This window comes from Asaia sp. SF2.1 (assembly GCF_000505765.1).
Classification (GTDB): domain Bacteria; phylum Pseudomonadota; class Alphaproteobacteria; order Acetobacterales; family Acetobacteraceae; genus Asaia; species Asaia bogorensis.
On the sequence record NZ_AYXS01000045.1, the window covers coordinates 60023 to 77180 of the forward strand.

A 17158-nucleotide genomic window follows, 5' to 3' on the forward strand; every position below is an offset into this window, starting at 1 on the left:
GCTTTTTCGCAGGGGCTCTGGCCGCTCCAAGCCGATCGGCCCGAAGGGCAAAACCGATCGGCTTCGTATGTGAGGCTAGCCGCGCCTGAGGGCGTTTCTCAGTTTCTCGTCAAGCATGGCCGTGGTGAAGGGTTTGGGCAGGATATGGATTTTCTCATCCTGTCCACTCCGGTCAAATATGGCCTGTTCCGCGTAGCCCGTGATGAACAGCACCGAGAGTGATGGCCGCAGCACAAGCGCCGCATCGGCAAGTTGCCGCCCATTCAGACCACCCGGCAGGCCGACATCGGTAATCAGTACATCATACAGGCGTTCCCGGTCATTGAGCAGGGCGAGGGCTGCCGTGCCGTCGCTTGCCTCCTGAACAATGGCGCCCCAGTCTTCGAGCGTTTCACGAACGGTAAAGCGCAGCGTCTCCTCATCATCGACCAGCAGTACGCGCAGGTTACGCAGGGCGTCGCCATCCGGCGAGAGGTCAGGCGCGACGACAGGCGAGGGCAGGGCGGCGGCATGGCTGGGCAGCCAGATATGGACCGAGGTTCCTGCACCGGGGATCGAGGCAATGCTGACCCGTCCCCCCGATTGTCTGGCAAAGCCATAGATCATGCTCAGCCCCAGCCCGGTCCCCTTGCCCAAGGGCTTGGTGGTAAAGAAGGGATCGAAAGCACGCGCCATGACATCGGCGCTCATGCCCACACCCGTATCTGTCACCGAGAGCACCTGATAGATCCCGGGGCGCACCCCCCATTCTTCGGCCTGAAGGGCCCCCAGCGTGGCGCGTGACGTGGCAATCGTCAGATGCCCGCCCTCGGGCATGGCATCACGGGCGTTGATCGACAGATTGAGCAACGCATTTTCAAGCTGGTTGGTATCGACCAGGGCCGGCCCAATGGTTTCGTCCAGGCAGAGTTCGAGCACAACGGCCGGCCCGACCGTGCCGGCAATAAGGTCCTGAAGCCCGAGGATGAGAATATTGATGTCGGCGGGTTGCGGGTCGAGTGTCTGACGGCGTGAGAAGGCCAGAAGGCGATGCGTCAGGGCGGCGGCGCGATCCGTGGCCCCTTGCGCCGCTGTGATATAACGGTCCAGCCCCTCTGTACGTCCCTGGGCAATACGACGCGTCAGGAGCGAGAGTGCGCCCCCGATCCCGGCCAGGATATTGTTGAAATCATGGGCGAGGCCGCCTGTCAGCTGTCCGACCGCTTCCATCTTCTGCGACTGGCGAAGCTGATCCTCCAGAGCGATACGATCGGTCACGTCACGTCCGATCAGATAGATGTCTTCTCCCTCAGTCGAGCCGGACCAGTTGAATGTGTGCCATTCCCCATCCTGATGCAGGAATCGCAGATCAACGCCATGATCGAGCTTGCCCTCGCGCAGCAGGGCCAAGGCCTCGGTCGCGCGTGCCATATCGGCTGGATGCACCAGCTGCTCGGCCTTGCTGCCAATCCAGTCACGCGCCTTGTCACCAAAGCAGGTCTGCCAGCTCGGATTGAGGTAGCGCAGCCTGCCGTCACGATCGGTAAGGGCCAGCAGGTCGGCGCTGATGGCCCACAACCTGTCGCGTTCACGCGTACGGCGTAGCACCTGCTCTTCGAGGGTTTCGTTCATGCGGCGCAGGGCTTCCTGTGCGCGCATCTGGCGTATGGCGGCCCAGCTTCTGTCAGCAATCGTACGAACGAAGGAGAGCGTGATGTCGTCCCAGCAATGGGCATGGGCAAAATGGACGATGGCGACAGCCTGCAGAACACCGTTATCCATGATCGGCACATTGAGCAGGGCGCAGATCTGGAGCGGGGCAAACTGCGCAGCCTGCGCAGCGGTCAGAGGATCAGTCCTGACATCATCGATGGCAACAACTTCACCGGCCTTGAGCAGATCGATATAGGAGCCAAAGGACCGGAAGGCATAGAGCCCGGAAACATCGGGGGTTTCAGGGTCCCTGCGCCAGCAATCTGTAACCTGCGCCAGTTCGCGCTCATGATCCACATCGGCAAAACCGGAACGGTCTGCCTCGATGGTCATGCCCAGCGTCCGCGCTGTAAGCGCCAGAATGTCAGCCTCACTCGTCAGCGCGCGCAGTTCGTCACCGAAAGTCACCAGCGCCTCACGCTTGAGCGTCTGGCGTTTGGGCGCGTCGATATCGAGCAGAATGCCGGGGAAATGACTGATCTGGCCGTTATGGTCGTAGGTGCACGAGCCATTGGCCTCGATCCACCGGCTGGCACGCGAGCCGTCGTCGCATAGACGAAACTCGCAGCGGAACGGCTTGCGCTCCTGTAAGGCCATGTCGAGCGCTGCCTGAAGAACCGGACGATCTTCAGGGGTGATGCAATCCAGCAATTGCGTGAGCGCCACCCCCTCGGCAAGTCGGGCCGGGGAGAGACGGAGCGTCTCCGCCATGCGCAGATCGCCCGTCACAAGCTGACGTTTGGCGTCCCACAGCCACATGCCGATGATGGTACCGGCCGCAAGTGCAAGCTCAAGGCGCTCGTGCTCCTGATTGGCCACGGTCATGTCACGCGAGACACCGAGGATACGCTCTGGCCTGCCCCCGGGCCCAAGTATGGGTGTCACCACGACATCCCACAGGCGTTTGCGCCCGTCGGTCGTCTCGACATATTCCTGGAAATGGCTGGTGAGCCCGTCCCTGGCAGCATCAATCGCGTTCAGCGAGAGCTTGCGCCCGCGCTCCTGCCACACATCGGGCCAGTAGACCCCCAGCATGTCGGCGGGCGAGCAAAGACCAAGCACCAGAACAGCGCCGTGATTGACGAAGGTGATCTTGCCGTCGAGATCAAGGATCTTCACGCAGTCACTGGCGCTGACGAGCAGCGAATTGACGAAAGACTGGCTGGCGCGCAGTGCAGCCCGTTCATCCGGATCGATCGTGGTGTCGATGACCGTCCCGGTGCAGCCATCAGGATGGGGATGCACACTGATATGAACGGCTCTCGGCGGTCCGTCCGTCTGCCGGAAGGCTACATAGCCTGTTTCAGCCCTCGTCAGCCATGCGACAGGATCGGTTTCCGGCAGGATTTCAGCATCTTCATGGAAACAGGCCAGAAAAACCGGCCATTCGACACCGAGACGCAAGGCTTCAGGATCGAGGCCACAAAGCGACGCGAGATAGGGATCGCCCGTTAGCAGACCACTCTTGGCATTCCAGAGCAGAAAGCCGAGCATGGCCTCGCGTGAACCGTTCTCGCCGGGAGGGGGCGCCGCATCCGGTGTGACGACAGGTGCCTTATGCAATGGGGCATTGAGGGTGCCATTCCGCCCTGCCACAGCGAGGGCACGCGCGTCCCTTTGGCCCATGGTGCCAAGAAGGGTGGCATGAGCCTGAACGATGCGCTTTTGCTGCGGGGATAAAGGGTTTTGCCGAGCGGCTGCTGCAATCAGCCCTGCGACTGGGGTGCCGAAGGGAAAGAAATCCCAGCCGGCAAACTCACCCTCTCCTGAGAAGGATGACTCGCGGGTCCAGTCCTGTCCCGTCGCGCGTGAGAGGTCAGGCAATACCGGTATCGCGTCGCGGGTTGCAGCCCCACTCTGTGCCGTTGCGACAAGATGCGCATGACCGCTGATGACAGCAATGAGTGCGAAACCGATCTCGGGGAAGGTTTCGCACAGGGGGTGCAACGCCGGATGGGTTGCGGTGACCCGTGAGCTCGTCAGGTTATCCGGACCGGGACGCTCCCAAAGCAACATGTGATACGCCCCCGGATGTTCAGGCTGCCCCCGGGTTGCGAGGGCAGGACAGGCGTCTCAGGCACCATACGATGAGCCCGCTTGATCCGGTTCAGTCATAGCCCCCTGAACGTGAAAGCGTAAATACAGAATCCGGGGCCGATTACACGGATGCCGTCAAACCCCCGTCAACAGTCAGTATATGCCCATTAACGAAGCTCGAGGCCTCGGAGGCGAGAAACACAGCAGCGCCTACCAGTTCCTCGCTCTTGCCCCATCGTGCCGCGGGGGTGCGCTGGCACAACCATGAGGAGAAGGCCGGATCGGCAACAAGGGCTGCGTTCATCTCTGTTTCGAAATACCCCGGGGCGAGCCCGTTGATCTGCAGCCCGTGCCGTGCCCAGTCGGTCGCCATGCCCTTGGTGAGCATTTTCACGGCCCCTTTGGCTGCGGTGTAGGGGGCGATGCCGGGACGCGCCAGCTCGCTCTGCACAGAACAGATGTTGATGATCTTGCCGCGCCCACGCGTGATCATGCCTTTCGAGACCGCCTGGGCGACAAAAAACACCGAGCTGAGATTAGTGGAAATCAGGCGGTCCCACTCGGCACGTGGAAACTGGTCGAGAGGCGAGCGGAACTGGATGCCGGCGTTGTTGATCAGGATATCGATCGGACCTTCGGCCTCGATCGCCTCGACACCTGCAATGACCTGATCCTGATTGGTGACATCGAAAACGCTGCCGCGTGTCACAATGCCCTCGCCCTCCAGGCGGGCCCGTGCAGAATCGAGATGTGCCGGATCACGCCCGTTGAGAATGATTTCAGCCCCGTAGCGCCCCAGACCCTGCGCGAGCGTAAAGCCGATGCCGCGCGAGGCGCCAGTGATGAGGGCGCGCTTGCCCTTGAGGGAAAAAAGGGCGGGCTCGGACATGGCTGGATCCTTCTCTGGACAGTCCGGCCCGTGACTGTCGGGGCGGACATGATCTGGCGGCTCGCTGAACACATTATCGTTTCGAGCCGCTCATATGCTGGGCATGGTATCAGGGATGCTCAGACTGCCCAGCCGACATTTTCGTGTGGTTTCTTTCAGCCATCCTTTGCCTGCACCGTCGTCACATCACGGGAGGGGATGACAGGGGCGTATGTCCGAAGGGTTTTCGGGTGCCCGTGTCGGGGCCAGCAAGCGGGCCTGTGTCGCGGCCGATCTTGGCGCGGCGCATAGGGCACGCCATACAGGAGAAATGACCAAGGAAGCGACCTATCTCCCTATCGCCCTGCGCCTCGATGATGGCCGCGCTCTCGTAATCGGGGGCGGGCAGGTGGCCGCCAACAAGCTGCGCCTGCTTCTTGGGCGCTGTGATGATATCGCCCAGATCGGTCCGGTTCATGACATCGAAATCCGCCAGGCGATCGACAGCGGCAAGGTCACCCATCTCGGCGGGGCGCTGGAAGCGCATCGTATCAGTGCGTTGTTGAGGGAGATGCGCATTGTTTTCGCAGCCACCGAGGATGCTGCGTTCAATCGCGTCATTGCAGCACAGGCGCGCGAACAGGGGGTGAATATCTGCGTCGTTGACGATCCTGAGCCATCCACTTTCATCACCCCTGCCATTATTGACCGGACCCCGGTCCAGATTGCGATCTCGACCAATGGCGCGGCGCCCGTACTGGCCCGGCGCCTGCGCACCCAGATCGAGTCGCTGCTTCCCGAAGGGCTCTCGCGCCTAGCGCGCTTCATGCAGGCGCAGCGCGTTTGGATACGCCGCGCTCAGCCCGACACCATGATCCGGCGACGGGCATGGGAGGATTTTGTCGATGGCACGGGTGCCGAGCAGGCCCTTAGGGGAGAGGATGAGGCTGCAAGAGCCAGTCTCGAACGCAGCCTGGGTGGCGTGCCGAGAGAAGGCGAGGTCTGGCTGGTCGGTGCCGGGCCGGGTGATCCGGACCTTCTCACGCTGGCGGCCCTGCGCCTGATGCAGAATGCCGACACCGTCCTGTATGACCAGTTGATCCCGCCCGCGATCATGGACCGTGTACGGCGTGACGCAGAGCGTGTGTTCGTTGGCAAGAAGCGCAGCCACCACACCCTGCCGCAGGAAGGGATCAATGACGAGCTGATACGTCGCGCCAGAGCGGGTGAACGCGTTCTGCGCCTGAAGGGAGGCGATCCGTTCATTTTCGGGCGTGGTGGTGAGGAAATGGAGGCGCTGGTGGATGCCGGCGTCACTGTGCGCGTCATCCCCGGCATCACGGCAGCCAGTGGGTGTGGCGCGGCGGCGGGAATCCCGCTGACGCATCGGGACTGCGCACAGAGCTGTGTGTTTGTCACCGGTCACGCCCGCGCCGATGGAACGCTCAATCTGGATTGGTCGAGTCTGGCCAAGAAAGGGCAGACACTCGCCATCTATATGGGGCTCGCGCCGATGGCGGATCTCTGCGCCCAGCTTCAGGCCCATGGCCTGCCCGCCGACTGGCCCGCCGCTGTAATCGAGCATGGCACGCGTCATGACCAGCGCGTGCATGTGGCAACGCTTGCGACGCTGCCTGCGTTGGTTATCGAGCGCAATGTGGCGAGCCCGGCGCTCACCCTCGTGGGGGAGGTGGTGAACCACCGCCGCTCGGGGCATGGGAAAGCAATTCACCATAAAGAAGCGTGAGTTCGTAGTTTACCCATTGCACGGTGTTGTCTGAGGTATTATGTCGAGCGTAATGGCGCAATAAGCGATTTTTCAGTGTGGATTTAACCAGTCATGGCCCTGACCCAGACCGAACGGCAGATCCTTGAAACGACCGGCGAGGAAGCAATCCTAGAGCGCTCCATGGAGGTGCTTTCAGGGCGTATGGCGCTTGTCTCGTCCTTTGGGGCCGAATCCGCGCTGCTTCTTGCTCTGGTAGCCGATATCGACCGCGATTTTCCGATATTCTTTCTCGATACCAAGCGCCATTTCCCCGAGACGCTGAGCTATCGTGATGCCCTGATCGATCACCTTGGACTGACCGGGGTTGTGAATATCGCGCCCTCGGCCAAGGCTCTGCATGATCGTGATCCACAGGACATGCTGGCCGATTTCGACCCGGATGCCTGCTGCGCCTTGCGCAAGGTCGAGCCTATGGATGACGCATTGAACGATTTCGATGCGTGGATAACCGGGCGCAAACGCGGTCAGGCAGCGACACGCGCCTCGATGGCCGTCTTCGAGCCGCTTGCGGACGGGCGAGCCAAGATCAATCCGCTTGCCTCCTGGACGCGCGAGCGCATCGCAAGCGAAATGACCCGGCGTGATTTGCCGCGTCACCCCCTGACGGCCCTCGGTTTCAAATCCATCGGCTGTGCGCCCTGCACACGGGCCGTGGCTGAAGGTGAGGACCCCAGAGCCGGACGCTGGGCCGGCCAGACCAAAACCGAATGCGGCATTCACCTGCCAGCGCGATAACGGAGCATAAAATGAGTTTGGCGTCCCCCACCCTCGCCACGCCGCGTGCCATGGATGACCTCGATCAGCTTGAGGCGCAGAGCATCTTCATTCTGCGCGAGGCCTATCGCAAGCTGCGTCCGCTCTCCCTGCTCTGGTCTCTGGGCAAGGACAGCAATGTCATGGTCTGGCTGGCGCGCAAGGCGTTCATGGGCCGCGTGCCGTTTCCGGTCATGCATGTCGATACGGGCAAGAAATTCCCTGAGATGTATGCCTTTCGCGAGGAATACACCAAGAAATGGAACCTCGACCTGATGCTCGGCGATTGCCCGCCGGTTGAGGAAATCGATCCGTCCCTGCCGCCTGCGGCGCGCTCTGCAGCGCGCAAGACCGCCGGTCTGGCCAGCCTGATTGAAAAGCACAAGCTGCGCGGCGTCATTGCCGGTATCCGCCGTGACGAGCAGGCGACCCGCGCCAAGGAGCGCGTGTTCAGCCCGCGTGGGGCGGGTCATCGCTGGGATGTACGCAATCAGCCGCCGGAATTCTGGGACCAGTACGCCACTCCCTATGAGGACGGGATGCATATCCGTGTGCATCCGCTGCTGTCGTGGCGCGAAATCGATATCTGGCGCTATATCGAGCGCGAGAACATCCCGCTGGTCGATCTGTATTTTGCGAAGAATGGCAAGCGTTACCGCTCGCTGGGTGACCAGGACATCACGAGCCCCATCGACAGCAATGCCTCGACTCTCGCCGAGGTGATTGCCGAGCTTGAAAACAGCAAGACATCCGAGCGTGCCGGTCGCGCGATGGATCATGAATCGGAAGACGCGTTCGAGCGTCTGCGTGTTGCGGGTTATCTCTGAGCCATGGGCGAAATCATGAAAAACAACGACCTCCCTGCCTCGCTGCGCGCAGCTGCCACGCCGATCGTTATTGTTGGCCATGTCGATCACGGCAAATCGACGCTTATCGGCCGTCTGCTTTACGACACGGACAGCCTGCAGGACGGCAAGCTCGCTCAGATTGTCGAGAGCAGTCGCAAGCGCGGCCTTGCTGTCGAATGGAGCTTCCTGCTCGACTCGCTTCAGATCGAGCGCGATCAGGGCGTAACCGTCGATTCCACCCGTATTCCTTTTCATCTGGGCGGGCGCGAGTTCGTTATTGTCGATGCGCCCGGCCATCGCCAGTTTCTGCGTAACATGATCACCGGTGCCGCTGACGCCGAGGCCGCCGTGCTGGTGGTGGATGCGCTTGAAGGCGCTCAGGAGCAGACGCGTCGTCATGCGATGCTCCTGCGCCTGATCGGCATCCGTCATGTGATCGTGCTGCTCAACAAATCCGATCTGCTGGATTTCGATCAGGCGAAGATTGCCCAGGCCGAAGCCGATGTGCGCGACTTGCTGGGTCGTCTCGAAATCACGGTTGAGGCCTTCGTACCGGCCTCCGCTCGGGATGGTGATAACATTGCCAGCCGCTCGGAGCGTGCGCCCTGGTATACGGGGCCGACGCTGGTTGAGGCTCTGGCAGCCGTACCGGCACCGGCATCACGCCTGGCTCTCGATTTCCGTATGCCTGTGCAGGATGTCTATCGCTTTGACGATGTGCGCTATGTCGCCGGGCGGATCGAACGCGGTGTCATACGCGCAGGCGATCGCATCATGATCGGCTCACAGGGTCAGCAGGCTACAGTTGCAGAAATCTGCCGCTGGCATGCGCCGGAAAATCCTGTCGCGGGAGCAGGAGAGTCCATCGCGTTGCGTCTGGAGCCCGATCTGGTGCCGGATCGTGGGGATCTGCTTTATCCGGCGCAGGAAAATGGGGCGGCACCGATCCGCACAGCGCGCGTGCGCACGCGTCTCTTCTGGCTGCGTGGTGAGCCCCTGCGTGTGGGTGAGAGCTTCACCCTGCGTCTGGCCACAGCCGAACATGATGTGACGGTCGCCTCGATCGATGCCGTGGTGAACCTTGATGATCTCACGCTCTCGCCCGGTGACGAGGTGCCGCCGGATGGTTTTGCCGAGATCACCCTGGTGGCCTCTCATGCCATCCTGTTCGATCCGTTCTCACCAGGTTACAGCGATGGGCGTGGTGTGCTGGTGGATCGTTTCCAGCGCATCGTGGGCGGTGCGCCATTGCTTGGGGCTGCTGAACTGCCGGATGGTGTTCATGCCATTCACCCGACAGCCAGCAAGGTGACTGCTGCTCAGCGCGAGTCTCTGCATGGTCACAAGGGCGCTGTGTTCTGGCTGACTGGCCTGCCGGGTTCGGGCAAGAGCACAATTGCCCGGGCGGTCGAGACCGATCTGGTCGCGGCTGGAATTCGTACGACAGTGCTCGATGGCGACACGCTGCGCGCCGGTCTGTGCAGCGATCTCGGCTTCTCGCCAGAAGATCGGCGCGAGAATATCCGTCGCGCTGCCCATGTGGCGCGTATTCTGGCAGAGAGTGGGCAGGCTGTTATCGTGGCTCTTGTCTCCCCTCTGATCGAGGACCGTGCGCTTGCGGCGCAGATCGTGGGTGAGGGCTTCCACGAGATCCATGTGGATACGGCGGTGGAAATCTGTGAGTCCCGTGACCCGAAAGGGCTCTATGCCGCAGCGAGAGCCGGGAAGATTGCAGATTTCACGGGCGTCAGTGCGCCTTATGAAACACCGGCTAACCCGGCAATGCGCCTTGAAACGCTCGGGGCCCTGGACGGAACGGTGCAGGGTTTCGCGTCCTTCGTGTGCGGTGTGATCATCGCGTAAAGAGCGGATCAGGCGATTTTTCGGGTCGCCTGATCTTTTCTTTTGTCCATAAGGCGGTTCGCTCAATCATCCGTAAACGGCGAGTGGGTGGCCGCTTCAGCTTCCAGAGCGCAGCGTGCCTCGTCCGGGCGGGTTTTCTCCGCCTGCATGGCAAGGAGCTCTTCACGGGCCTTTGGCATCAGGGCCCGAATAGCCGGATTTTCAAGAGTGGCAACGGCAAAGGCCCCGGCCGCCTGATAGCCCGCAGCGACATCCGACGCCCAATGCACGCCGCATATGATGCGGCTTTCTCCAACGACACGGCCACGTTGCAGTAGTTCTGCGCTGCGTTCCGGCAGAAGTGCGGAGAGGACAAGTGCGGTGGAATAGCCGGCGATGGTATGACCCGACGGGTAAGACGGGCTTTTCGCCAGTCTCTCATCACGCGCAACGCAGATGGGCGCATCATTGCCGATGAAGGGACGCTTGCGCTTCCAGTAACGCTTTTCTTCCGACGTTCTGCCGCTTTCGGCCTTGGCCATCATATCGAGGATGCGCGCCAGAGTCGGGGCCTGGAAAATATCGATCGTAAAGCCTGCCGCACAGGAAAAGCCCTTGAGGAAGGGGGCAGGGCGCAAATCAGCATCGCTTTGCGCGAGTGCCCAGCGTGGCGAGCCCTTCAGCGCGCGTGTGCGTGCGAAAATGCGGTCGTCATCACCTTGCGAGGCCAGCCCGACCGATGGCGGGGTTGCAAGGGCCAGACGCTCATCCGGCAGATGGGCGGTATCGAGAGGCTGGGTGGGTGCCGTGGTGCACGAAGCGAGAAGGCAGAGCAGAAAACCGCCCCGGACAAAGGAATTCCGACCGGATATGGGAGGGGTCATGTCGAGCCTGTTCGTTTCATATGAGATACGAATGGCTGTTATCAGGATTGGAAGATTCGCGAAACTGTCTCAGCGGGCAGGATGTGTTGTGACGCTCTCCTGCAACGTCACCAGAGAGGCATTCAAGGCAAAATCGACGCGAAATGAGCCCCATAGCGCGGCGGTTCGGCGGTAGCTGGAGCGAGTGAGGGTGTTTCCCTGTCCTCAAGCAATCCGAGGACGGTTGCAGTCCGAATGCGCTCTGCTGGTGAGGCAAAATCGTAGATCACCTCGCGGGCAGCGCGGCTGGAGGCGATGATACCGGCGCGACGCAATTCGCCCAACTGTTGCGACAGGGCGGGCTGGCCGATTCCGGTACGGGCCTCAATTTCAGCCACGGTATAGGGAGCCTCGCTCAGGACGGACAGGATCGACAGGCGCTGAGCCTGCCCATAAAGGCGAAGGCGCTCGACAAGTTGAGCCATATGCTGGCCGTTCATGACCTTCATCGCCCGTCATCTTTCTGCAGGCAGTGAAACCAGGGCTGCTCGCATGGTGCGTTCATTTCCGCCACGGTGAGCGAGGGGGGGCGGAAGATGGCACCCCCTGGCTGCCAGTTCTCCGGCGTCAGGGCATCGCCATGCGCGGCGCGCTGCAGCGCCGTTACTGTGCGAAGAATCTCGCTCACCGAGCGACCCACGCAGAGCGGATAAACCAGAATGGCCTGTATCCGTCCATCGGGGTCGATGATGTAGGTCGAACGCACTGTACTGCTGTCCTGAGCAGTCGCATCAAGCATGCCGTAGGCTCGCGCAACGGCCATGGAGGGATCCTCCACCACCGGGAAGCCGATTTCGGTATCGAGATCGCGCCCGATGGCGTTGATCCAGGCCAGATGGGACGACAGCGAGTCGACGGAAAGGCCGATCAGCTGACAGCCGAGCTGATCGAATTGTGGCTGGGCCTTTGCAAAGGCGACGAACTCACTGGTGCAGACCGGCGTGAAATCGGCGGGGTGCGAAAAAAGCACAACCCATCGTCCCCTGAAATCACTGAGTGTGAGGGGGCCCAATGTCGTGCGGGCGCGGAAATTTGGGGCGAGGGTACCGAGACGCGGGGGTGTCTGTGCCTGTTCTTGCATCATCATTCATCTCCTGCGTCGTTAATCGGCATCGGTGCCAGCCGATTCACGATTTAACGTTGGGTGCCTGTGTTGTCCTTGACGGGAGCAACTATCACAATTACATAAATCGAGAAATATCATATTCAGCAAATATGTAATTCACGATCAGTTCAGCGGAGCGCGCATGATGGATGACGCAACGATTGCCCAGGCAGCCAGTCAGATCGAGGCCACCAGAGCGGGCCAGTCGCCGTGCCCGGTGGTGCGCAGCTTCTTCGACGAAACAACTTTCACGGCCTCGCACGTCGTGCACGACCCCCGTACCCGCGAAGCGGCGATTATCGACAGCGTGCTCGATTATGACCCCGCTTCCGGTCGTACCGGGTCATCAAGCGCTCAGGCCATTCTTGAGTATATCCGCGCTGAGTCCCTGACCGTGACCTGGCAGCTCGAGACCCACGCCCATGCCGATCACCTGTCGGCAGCGCCGTGGCTGCAGGAGCAGTTGGGAGGCAAGCTCGCCATAGGTGCCGAGATCACCCATGTTCAGGAGGTGTTCGGCAAGATCTTCAATGCCGGTACGCGCTTTGCACGGGATGGCTCACAGTTCGATCATCTGTTCCGTGATGGTGAGCGTTTCAGAATTGGTGGAATCGAGGCGATTGCGCTGCACGTGCCGGGGCACACCCCAGCCGATATGGCGTTCGTGATCGGTGACTGCGCCTTCATCGGTGATACGCTCTTCATGCCCGATTTCGGAACAGCCCGCGCTGATTTCCCCGGTGGCGATGCGAGGCAGCTTTATCGCTCCATCCGTCGCCTGCTTTCCCTGCCGCGTGAGACGCGCCTCTTCCTGTGTCATGATTACAAGGCGCCCGGACGTGACTGGTTTGCCTGGGAAACCACCATTGGAGCACAGCGCGACAGCAACCTGCACGTGCATGACGGTGTGACCGAGGACGAATTCGTCGAGATGCGCACGAAACGTGATGCGACTTTGAGCCTGCCCAATCTCATTATGCCCTCGGTCCAGATCAATATGCGCGGGGGGCGACTGCCGGAGCCGGAAGAGAACGGTACGCGTTATATCAAGATACCGCTCGACAAGCTTTGAGAGGGCGTTGTGCGGTATCCAGCCTGAATGGCCTGCACAGCACCTTGTTGAACCCCGTCCGTTACAGAACGCAGCACCCTGCCGACGCGCATCAACCCGGCTCGGCACTTAGCCCCAGAAGAGAAAGGCAAACTCATGTCCCTTCGTTTCCTGACGGCCCATTTCGCCGTATCGCCCCAGATCAGGGTGGAAGATCTGCCCGCGCTCAAGGAGCAGGGCTTCAGCGGCATTATCTGCACCCGTCCCGATGGTGAGGAAAAGGATCAGCCCGGCGTGGCCGATCTGGGTGTGGCGGCGGAGAAATGCGGACTGGCTTTTGCCTATATCCCGGTGCGTATGGGGGCTACGCCCGATGCGCATAGTGTCTCGGTCATGCGTCAGACCCTGGCCGAGATGACCGGGCCTGACAACACGGGCAAGGTTCTTGCCTATTGCCGCTCTGGCCGACGTGCGGCTGATCTTTACGAGTTGGCTTCGACCCAGAAAGAAGAGAAGCCCGCTGGCGCCCAGCGCTTCGATGTTGTTGTGGTCGGTGGTGGCGCGGGTGGTCTCGCCTGCGCAGCAAGCCTGCTGCGTCGTCGGCCGGGGCTGCTGGTCGCTGTTGTCGAACCCTCGACCGAGCATTACTACCAGCCGGGCTGGACGCTTGTGGGCGGGGGTGTCTTCACGGCTCAGCAGACGCGTCGTTCCGAAGTCGGGCTCATCCCGGCGCGCGCCAACTGGATCCGTCAGGCCGTCACGGCCTTCCTGCCGGAGCAGAACCGTATCGAGCTGGGTGATGGGACCCAGATTGCCTATGAGGCGCTTGTTGTGGCGACCGGGCTCAAACTCGACTGGGCTGCTATTCCTGGGCTTGCCGAGACACTGGGCAAGAATGGCGTCACGTCGAATTATCGCTACGATCTCGCCCCCTATACCTGGGAGCTGGTGAGCAAGCTTGAAGAGGGCAAGGCGCTGTTCACCCAGCCGCCCATGCCGATCAAATGTGCAGGGGCGCCCCAAAAGGCCATGTATCTCGCCTGCGATGCCTGGCGTCGTCGTGGGGTGCTGGGTCGTGTGCAGGTCGAGTTCGATACAGCGACGCCCAGCCTGTTTGGCGTGGCTGATTTCGTACCGGCCCTGATGGATTACATCAAGGGCTACAGCATTGACCTCAACCTCAAGTCACGACTGGTAGCGGTCGATGGCGAGCGCAAGGTTGCAACCTTCGAGCGCGTTACGGAAGCCGGCACGGAGCGTGTCGAACGCGCATTCGACATGCTGCATGTCGTGCCCCCCCAGACCGCGCCCGATGTCATTCGTTCCTCGTCGCTTGCTGGCGCTGATGGCTTTGTGTCGGTTCATCCGGATACGATGCAGCACACGCAATATGCGAATGTTTTCGCTGTGGGTGACGTGGCCGGCACAAGCAACGCCAAGACGGCTGCCGCTGCGCGCAAACAGGCACCTGTGGTGGTCGAGAACCTGATTGCCCAGCTTTCCGGACGCAAGCCGGATGCGTTGTATGACGGTTACGGCGGCTGTCCGCTGACGGTTGAGCGCGGCAAGATTGTACTGGCCGAGTTCGGCTATGGCGGCAAGCTGCTCCCGACCCTGCCGGGCTGGCTGCTTGATGGCAAGAAGCCCACACGCCTGGCGTGGTTTCTCAAGGAAAAGATCATGCCGCGCCTGTATTGGGATTTCATGCTGAAGGGACGCGAGTTTCTGGTGCGACCCGCCCGCAAGACCGGGGGCTGATCTCAACCAATGCTGTCGACCCCGTTCATGCCTGACGCGTTCATGTGTGCCTCGTCTGTCCCTGCTCTGGCATGCGGGAGTCTGGTTGGTCTGGTTCTGGGCCTTATCGGCGGCGGTGGGTCCATTCTGGCTGTCCCGCTGCTGATCTATGTTGTGGGGGTGCGTAACCCCCATATCGCGATTGGCACGAGCGCTTTTGCTGTCGCGATCAACGCGCTGGCAGGTCTGCTCAGCCATGCGCGTGAGCACACGGTTAAATGGCGCTGCGCCGGTTTCTTCGCGCCTGCCGGGATGATTGGCGCGGCGCTTGGGGCGCAGCTCGGCAAGGCGATGGATGGACAGCGACTTCTGATGCTGTTTGCAGGACTCATGGTGCTTGTCGGGATCGCGATGATCCGTGGCCGTCACGACGAGGGCATACCGGGGGCAGCGTGCAATCGTGACAATGTCTGGAAGGTTGGCCTGTTTGGCCTGTGTACGGGCGGGCTGTCCGGATTTTTTGGTATCGGCGGCGGGTTCCTGATTGTACCGGCACTGATGGCGGCAACGCATATGCCTGTCCTCAATGCCGTGGGCACCTCACTTGTGGCTGTTGCGGCTTTTGGTGTGACGACGTCTGCCAGCTATGCGCTTTCGGGCCTTGTGGACTGGCCTTTGGCCCTGTGGTTCATCATGGGGGGCGTTGTCGGATGCCTGGTGGGGACGAAACTGGCCAGCCGCCTCGGTAAAGGGTCCGGTGCCACGTTGAAACTTCTCTTCGCTGGCCTCATCTTTGTCGTGGCGGCCTATATCGCCTATCGCACACTCTGAAAGCGCAGGCATTTTGTTCTGTGCGCGCCTTCAGAGGGTCTCGCCCCTACCCTGAGGCGCCATGCGGCGTCTTTGAAATATGCCCGGAAAGATGAACCCCCATGAGCGCGCCTGATACCAGACTGACGCAAGACGATATCCTATCGGCAGTGGAGGGGCTGGTGGCGGCCGAAAGCGACATGATCGCGAATATGGCCAATATTGCAGCAGTTCTCTTTGAGGCACTCCCGCGCATCAACTGGGCAGGGTTCTATCTGCGGCGTAAGGGCGAACTGGTTCTGGGGCCGTTTCAGGGGCGTGTAGCCTGTACCCGCATTGCGCTGGGCCGCGGGGTATGTGGCAAGGCTGCCAGCGAACGCAGTATCCAGCGTATCGATGATGTCCACAGCTTCCCCGGGCATATTGCTTGCGATGCGGCATCTGCGTCGGAAATCGTTCTGCCTCTGGTCAGAGACGGTGAATTGCTGGGCGTACTCGACATCGACAGCCCCGAACAGGCGCGTTTTGGCGATGCCGAGCAGGCTGTGCTGGAGCGCGTTGTTACTCTTCTGCTCAAAGCCTGACGCGGGATTGCGCGCGCGGCCTGATCTTGAGGGAAAGGTCATGTGCGCAGTCCGGCAGGGGTATTGCTGAGGATGAGAGAGGCGGGCGAGGGGGCTTTCTATGGCTTTCAGCCGTGGCTCTACCCTGCCGAGAGGGCCAATCCCGATCGTGTGCCTGTCAGCCTCGACCCCGTCACCGCCGCGCCGCTCAGCTGAGGCCATATGAGCGCGGCTGCGGCGGCATCGCATCCTCCTGTTGATTGAACGTCTCCTGCGCTTCCATTCGGATCGCGTGTTGCAAGACAATCGCCATCCGGCTCAGGCGCTCGGACGGTTCCAAACGACAATGGAAATCGGAAAGCTGAAAACAATCCCGCCTTTTGTCTGGCGTGGCACCATGTCCGATCTGTCCTCACCGCTCGCAATCTCCTGCATGAAAAAGGACGCGAGAGCCTCGCGATCTTCTTCGGCAACCTGATCGTTCAGGCGGGATTCCAGACGGTAGCGGCTGGTCTCTCTGTGGTGCAGACCTGCCTCATCACCCAATGCCATGATCTGACTGAGCGTAAGAGCCGTTGTGTGCGAGGGGTCACGCAGTTTCTCGGCATGATCGTATTGGCTCTGGCAGGCTGGAGCGGGTGTCGCATCGATGACGACAATCCGACCGCCGAGACGACAGACACGGATCATTTCTGCAAGGCAGGTTTGCGGTGTCTCCATGTGATGGAAGCTGTAACGCGTCACCACCAGATCAAATTGTGCGTCCTCAAAAGGCAGCGCCATTGCGTTCCCGGTCTGGAAAGAGGCTTTGACGCCCAGCCGATCGGCACGCGCGCTCGCCTGTGCGATCATCGCGGGGGTCAGATCCAACCCGGTCACCTCGGCCCCTGCCTCTGCCAGCGCGCAGCTGACGATGCCGGGCCCACAGGCGACATCCAGCGCCTTCACGGCTGGGCCGGGCGCACAGGCCTTCATGGTCTGGGCCATGCTTTCCGCCTCGGCATGAATGGGGAGGTCAGCGAAAGGGGCTGCCCATCGGGTAAATTGCCGTATGACGGTGGTATTGTGCGGGTCAGGGGCGCCGCCGCTCGGGGGCGGGGTTACAGGCAATGAAGACATGGTGATTTCCTCTCCTTGCCT

General features: G+C 61.3%; 15 protein-coding genes. 9 read left to right on the forward strand and 6 right to left on the reverse strand.

The features are described 5' to 3' along the window. Nucleotides 1-75: 75 nt before the first annotated feature. Together P792_RS32435 and P792_RS32440 are read right to left on the reverse strand one after the other, a co-directional pair. The gene (locus tag P792_RS32435) at nucleotides 76-3708 is read right to left on the reverse strand and encodes a PAS domain-containing protein (protein ID WP_023979508.1); all 3633 of its coding nucleotides are present in this window, start codon (nucleotides 3706-3708) and stop codon (nucleotides 76-78) included. A 142-nt stretch (nucleotides 3709-3850) separates the two neighbouring features. Further along, entirely contained in the window at nucleotides 3851-4618 is a 768-nt protein-coding gene (locus P792_RS32440; RefSeq protein WP_023979509.1) for an SDR family oxidoreductase, read from the reverse strand. 310 nt (nucleotides 4619-4928) lie between these two features. Between P792_RS32440 and cysG the strand changes: the two genes are divergently transcribed. The 4 genes from cysG (at nucleotide 4929) to cysC (ending at nucleotide 9850) form a co-directional block, all read left to right on the forward strand. Next, the gene (cysG, locus tag P792_RS32445; protein WP_023979510.1) at nucleotides 4929-6344 is read left to right on the forward strand and encodes a siroheme synthase CysG; all 1416 of its coding nucleotides are present in this window, start codon (nucleotides 4929-4931) and stop codon (nucleotides 6342-6344) included. Nucleotides 6345-6437: 93 nt separating this feature from the next. After that, entirely contained in the window at nucleotides 6438-7121 is a 684-nt protein-coding gene (locus P792_RS32450; RefSeq protein WP_023979511.1) for a phosphoadenylyl-sulfate reductase, read from the forward strand. A gap of 50 nt (nucleotides 7122-7171) precedes the next feature. Then, complete coding sequence (cysD, locus tag P792_RS32455; RefSeq protein ID WP_023979512.1) at nucleotides 7172-7966, forward strand: sulfate adenylyltransferase subunit CysD; 795 nt, start codon at nucleotides 7172-7174, stop codon at nucleotides 7964-7966. Nucleotides 7967-7981: 15 nt separating this feature from the next. Then, nucleotides 7982-9850: an adenylyl-sulfate kinase gene (gene cysC / locus P792_RS32460; protein WP_181950285.1), complete on the forward strand. Its 1869-nt coding sequence runs from the start codon at nucleotides 7982-7984 to the stop codon at nucleotides 9848-9850. A gap of 62 nt (nucleotides 9851-9912) precedes the next feature. Here the strand turns inward: cysC and P792_RS32465 are convergent, their stop codons facing one another. The 3 genes from P792_RS32465 to P792_RS32475 form a co-directional block, all read right to left on the reverse strand. Beyond that, nucleotides 9913-10713 (reverse strand): phosphatase PAP2 family protein, encoded by an 801-nt coding sequence (locus tag P792_RS32465; protein WP_023979514.1) that lies wholly within the window; start codon nucleotides 10711-10713, stop codon nucleotides 9913-9915. 122 nt (nucleotides 10714-10835) lie between these two features. Continuing rightward, on the reverse strand, nucleotides 10836-11201 hold the full coding sequence (locus tag P792_RS32470; protein ID WP_023979515.1) for a helix-turn-helix transcriptional regulator: 366 nt from the start codon (nucleotides 11199-11201) through the stop codon (nucleotides 10836-10838). Next, on the reverse strand, nucleotides 11198-11839 hold the full coding sequence (locus P792_RS32475) for a peroxiredoxin (RefSeq protein WP_035440436.1): 642 nt from the start codon (nucleotides 11837-11839) through the stop codon (nucleotides 11198-11200). Before P792_RS32475 ends, P792_RS32470 begins: the two co-directional genes overlap by 4 nt. Before the next feature lie 163 nt (nucleotides 11840-12002). Between P792_RS32475 and P792_RS32480 the strand changes: the two genes are divergently transcribed. The 5 genes from P792_RS32480 (at nucleotide 12003) to P792_RS37710 (ending at nucleotide 16234) form a co-directional block, all read left to right on the forward strand. Next, on the forward strand, nucleotides 12003-12929 hold the full coding sequence (locus P792_RS32480) for an MBL fold metallo-hydrolase (RefSeq protein ID WP_023979517.1): 927 nt from the start codon (nucleotides 12003-12005) through the stop codon (nucleotides 12927-12929). 135 nt (nucleotides 12930-13064) lie between these two features. Next, nucleotides 13065-14666 carry a bifunctional protein tyrosine phosphatase family protein/NAD(P)/FAD-dependent oxidoreductase gene (locus P792_RS32485; protein WP_023979518.1) on the forward strand — a complete coding sequence of 534 codons (1602 nt, stop codon included), beginning with the start codon at nucleotides 13065-13067 and terminating at the stop codon, nucleotides 14664-14666. 27 nt (nucleotides 14667-14693) lie between these two features. Further along, nucleotides 14694-15476 carry a sulfite exporter TauE/SafE family protein gene (locus tag P792_RS32490; RefSeq protein WP_235075505.1) on the forward strand — a complete coding sequence of 261 codons (783 nt, stop codon included), beginning with the start codon at nucleotides 14694-14696 and terminating at the stop codon, nucleotides 15474-15476. A gap of 101 nt (nucleotides 15477-15577) precedes the next feature. Beyond that, nucleotides 15578-16039, forward strand: a complete 462-nt coding sequence (locus P792_RS32495; RefSeq protein WP_023979520.1) for a GAF domain-containing protein — start codon at nucleotides 15578-15580, stop codon at nucleotides 16037-16039. 42 nt (nucleotides 16040-16081) lie between these two features. After that, the gene (locus tag P792_RS37710) at nucleotides 16082-16234 is read left to right on the forward strand and encodes a hypothetical protein (RefSeq protein WP_161630856.1); all 153 of its coding nucleotides are present in this window, start codon (nucleotides 16082-16084) and stop codon (nucleotides 16232-16234) included. Between the two features lie 102 nt (nucleotides 16235-16336). On the opposite strand, the gene P792_RS32500 is transcribed toward P792_RS37710, so the two are convergent. Continuing rightward, nucleotides 16337-17137, reverse strand: coding sequence for a class I SAM-dependent methyltransferase (locus tag P792_RS32500; RefSeq protein ID WP_051395936.1), 801 nt, complete (start codon nucleotides 17135-17137; stop codon nucleotides 16337-16339). Nucleotides 17138-17158: the final 21 nt, after the last annotated feature.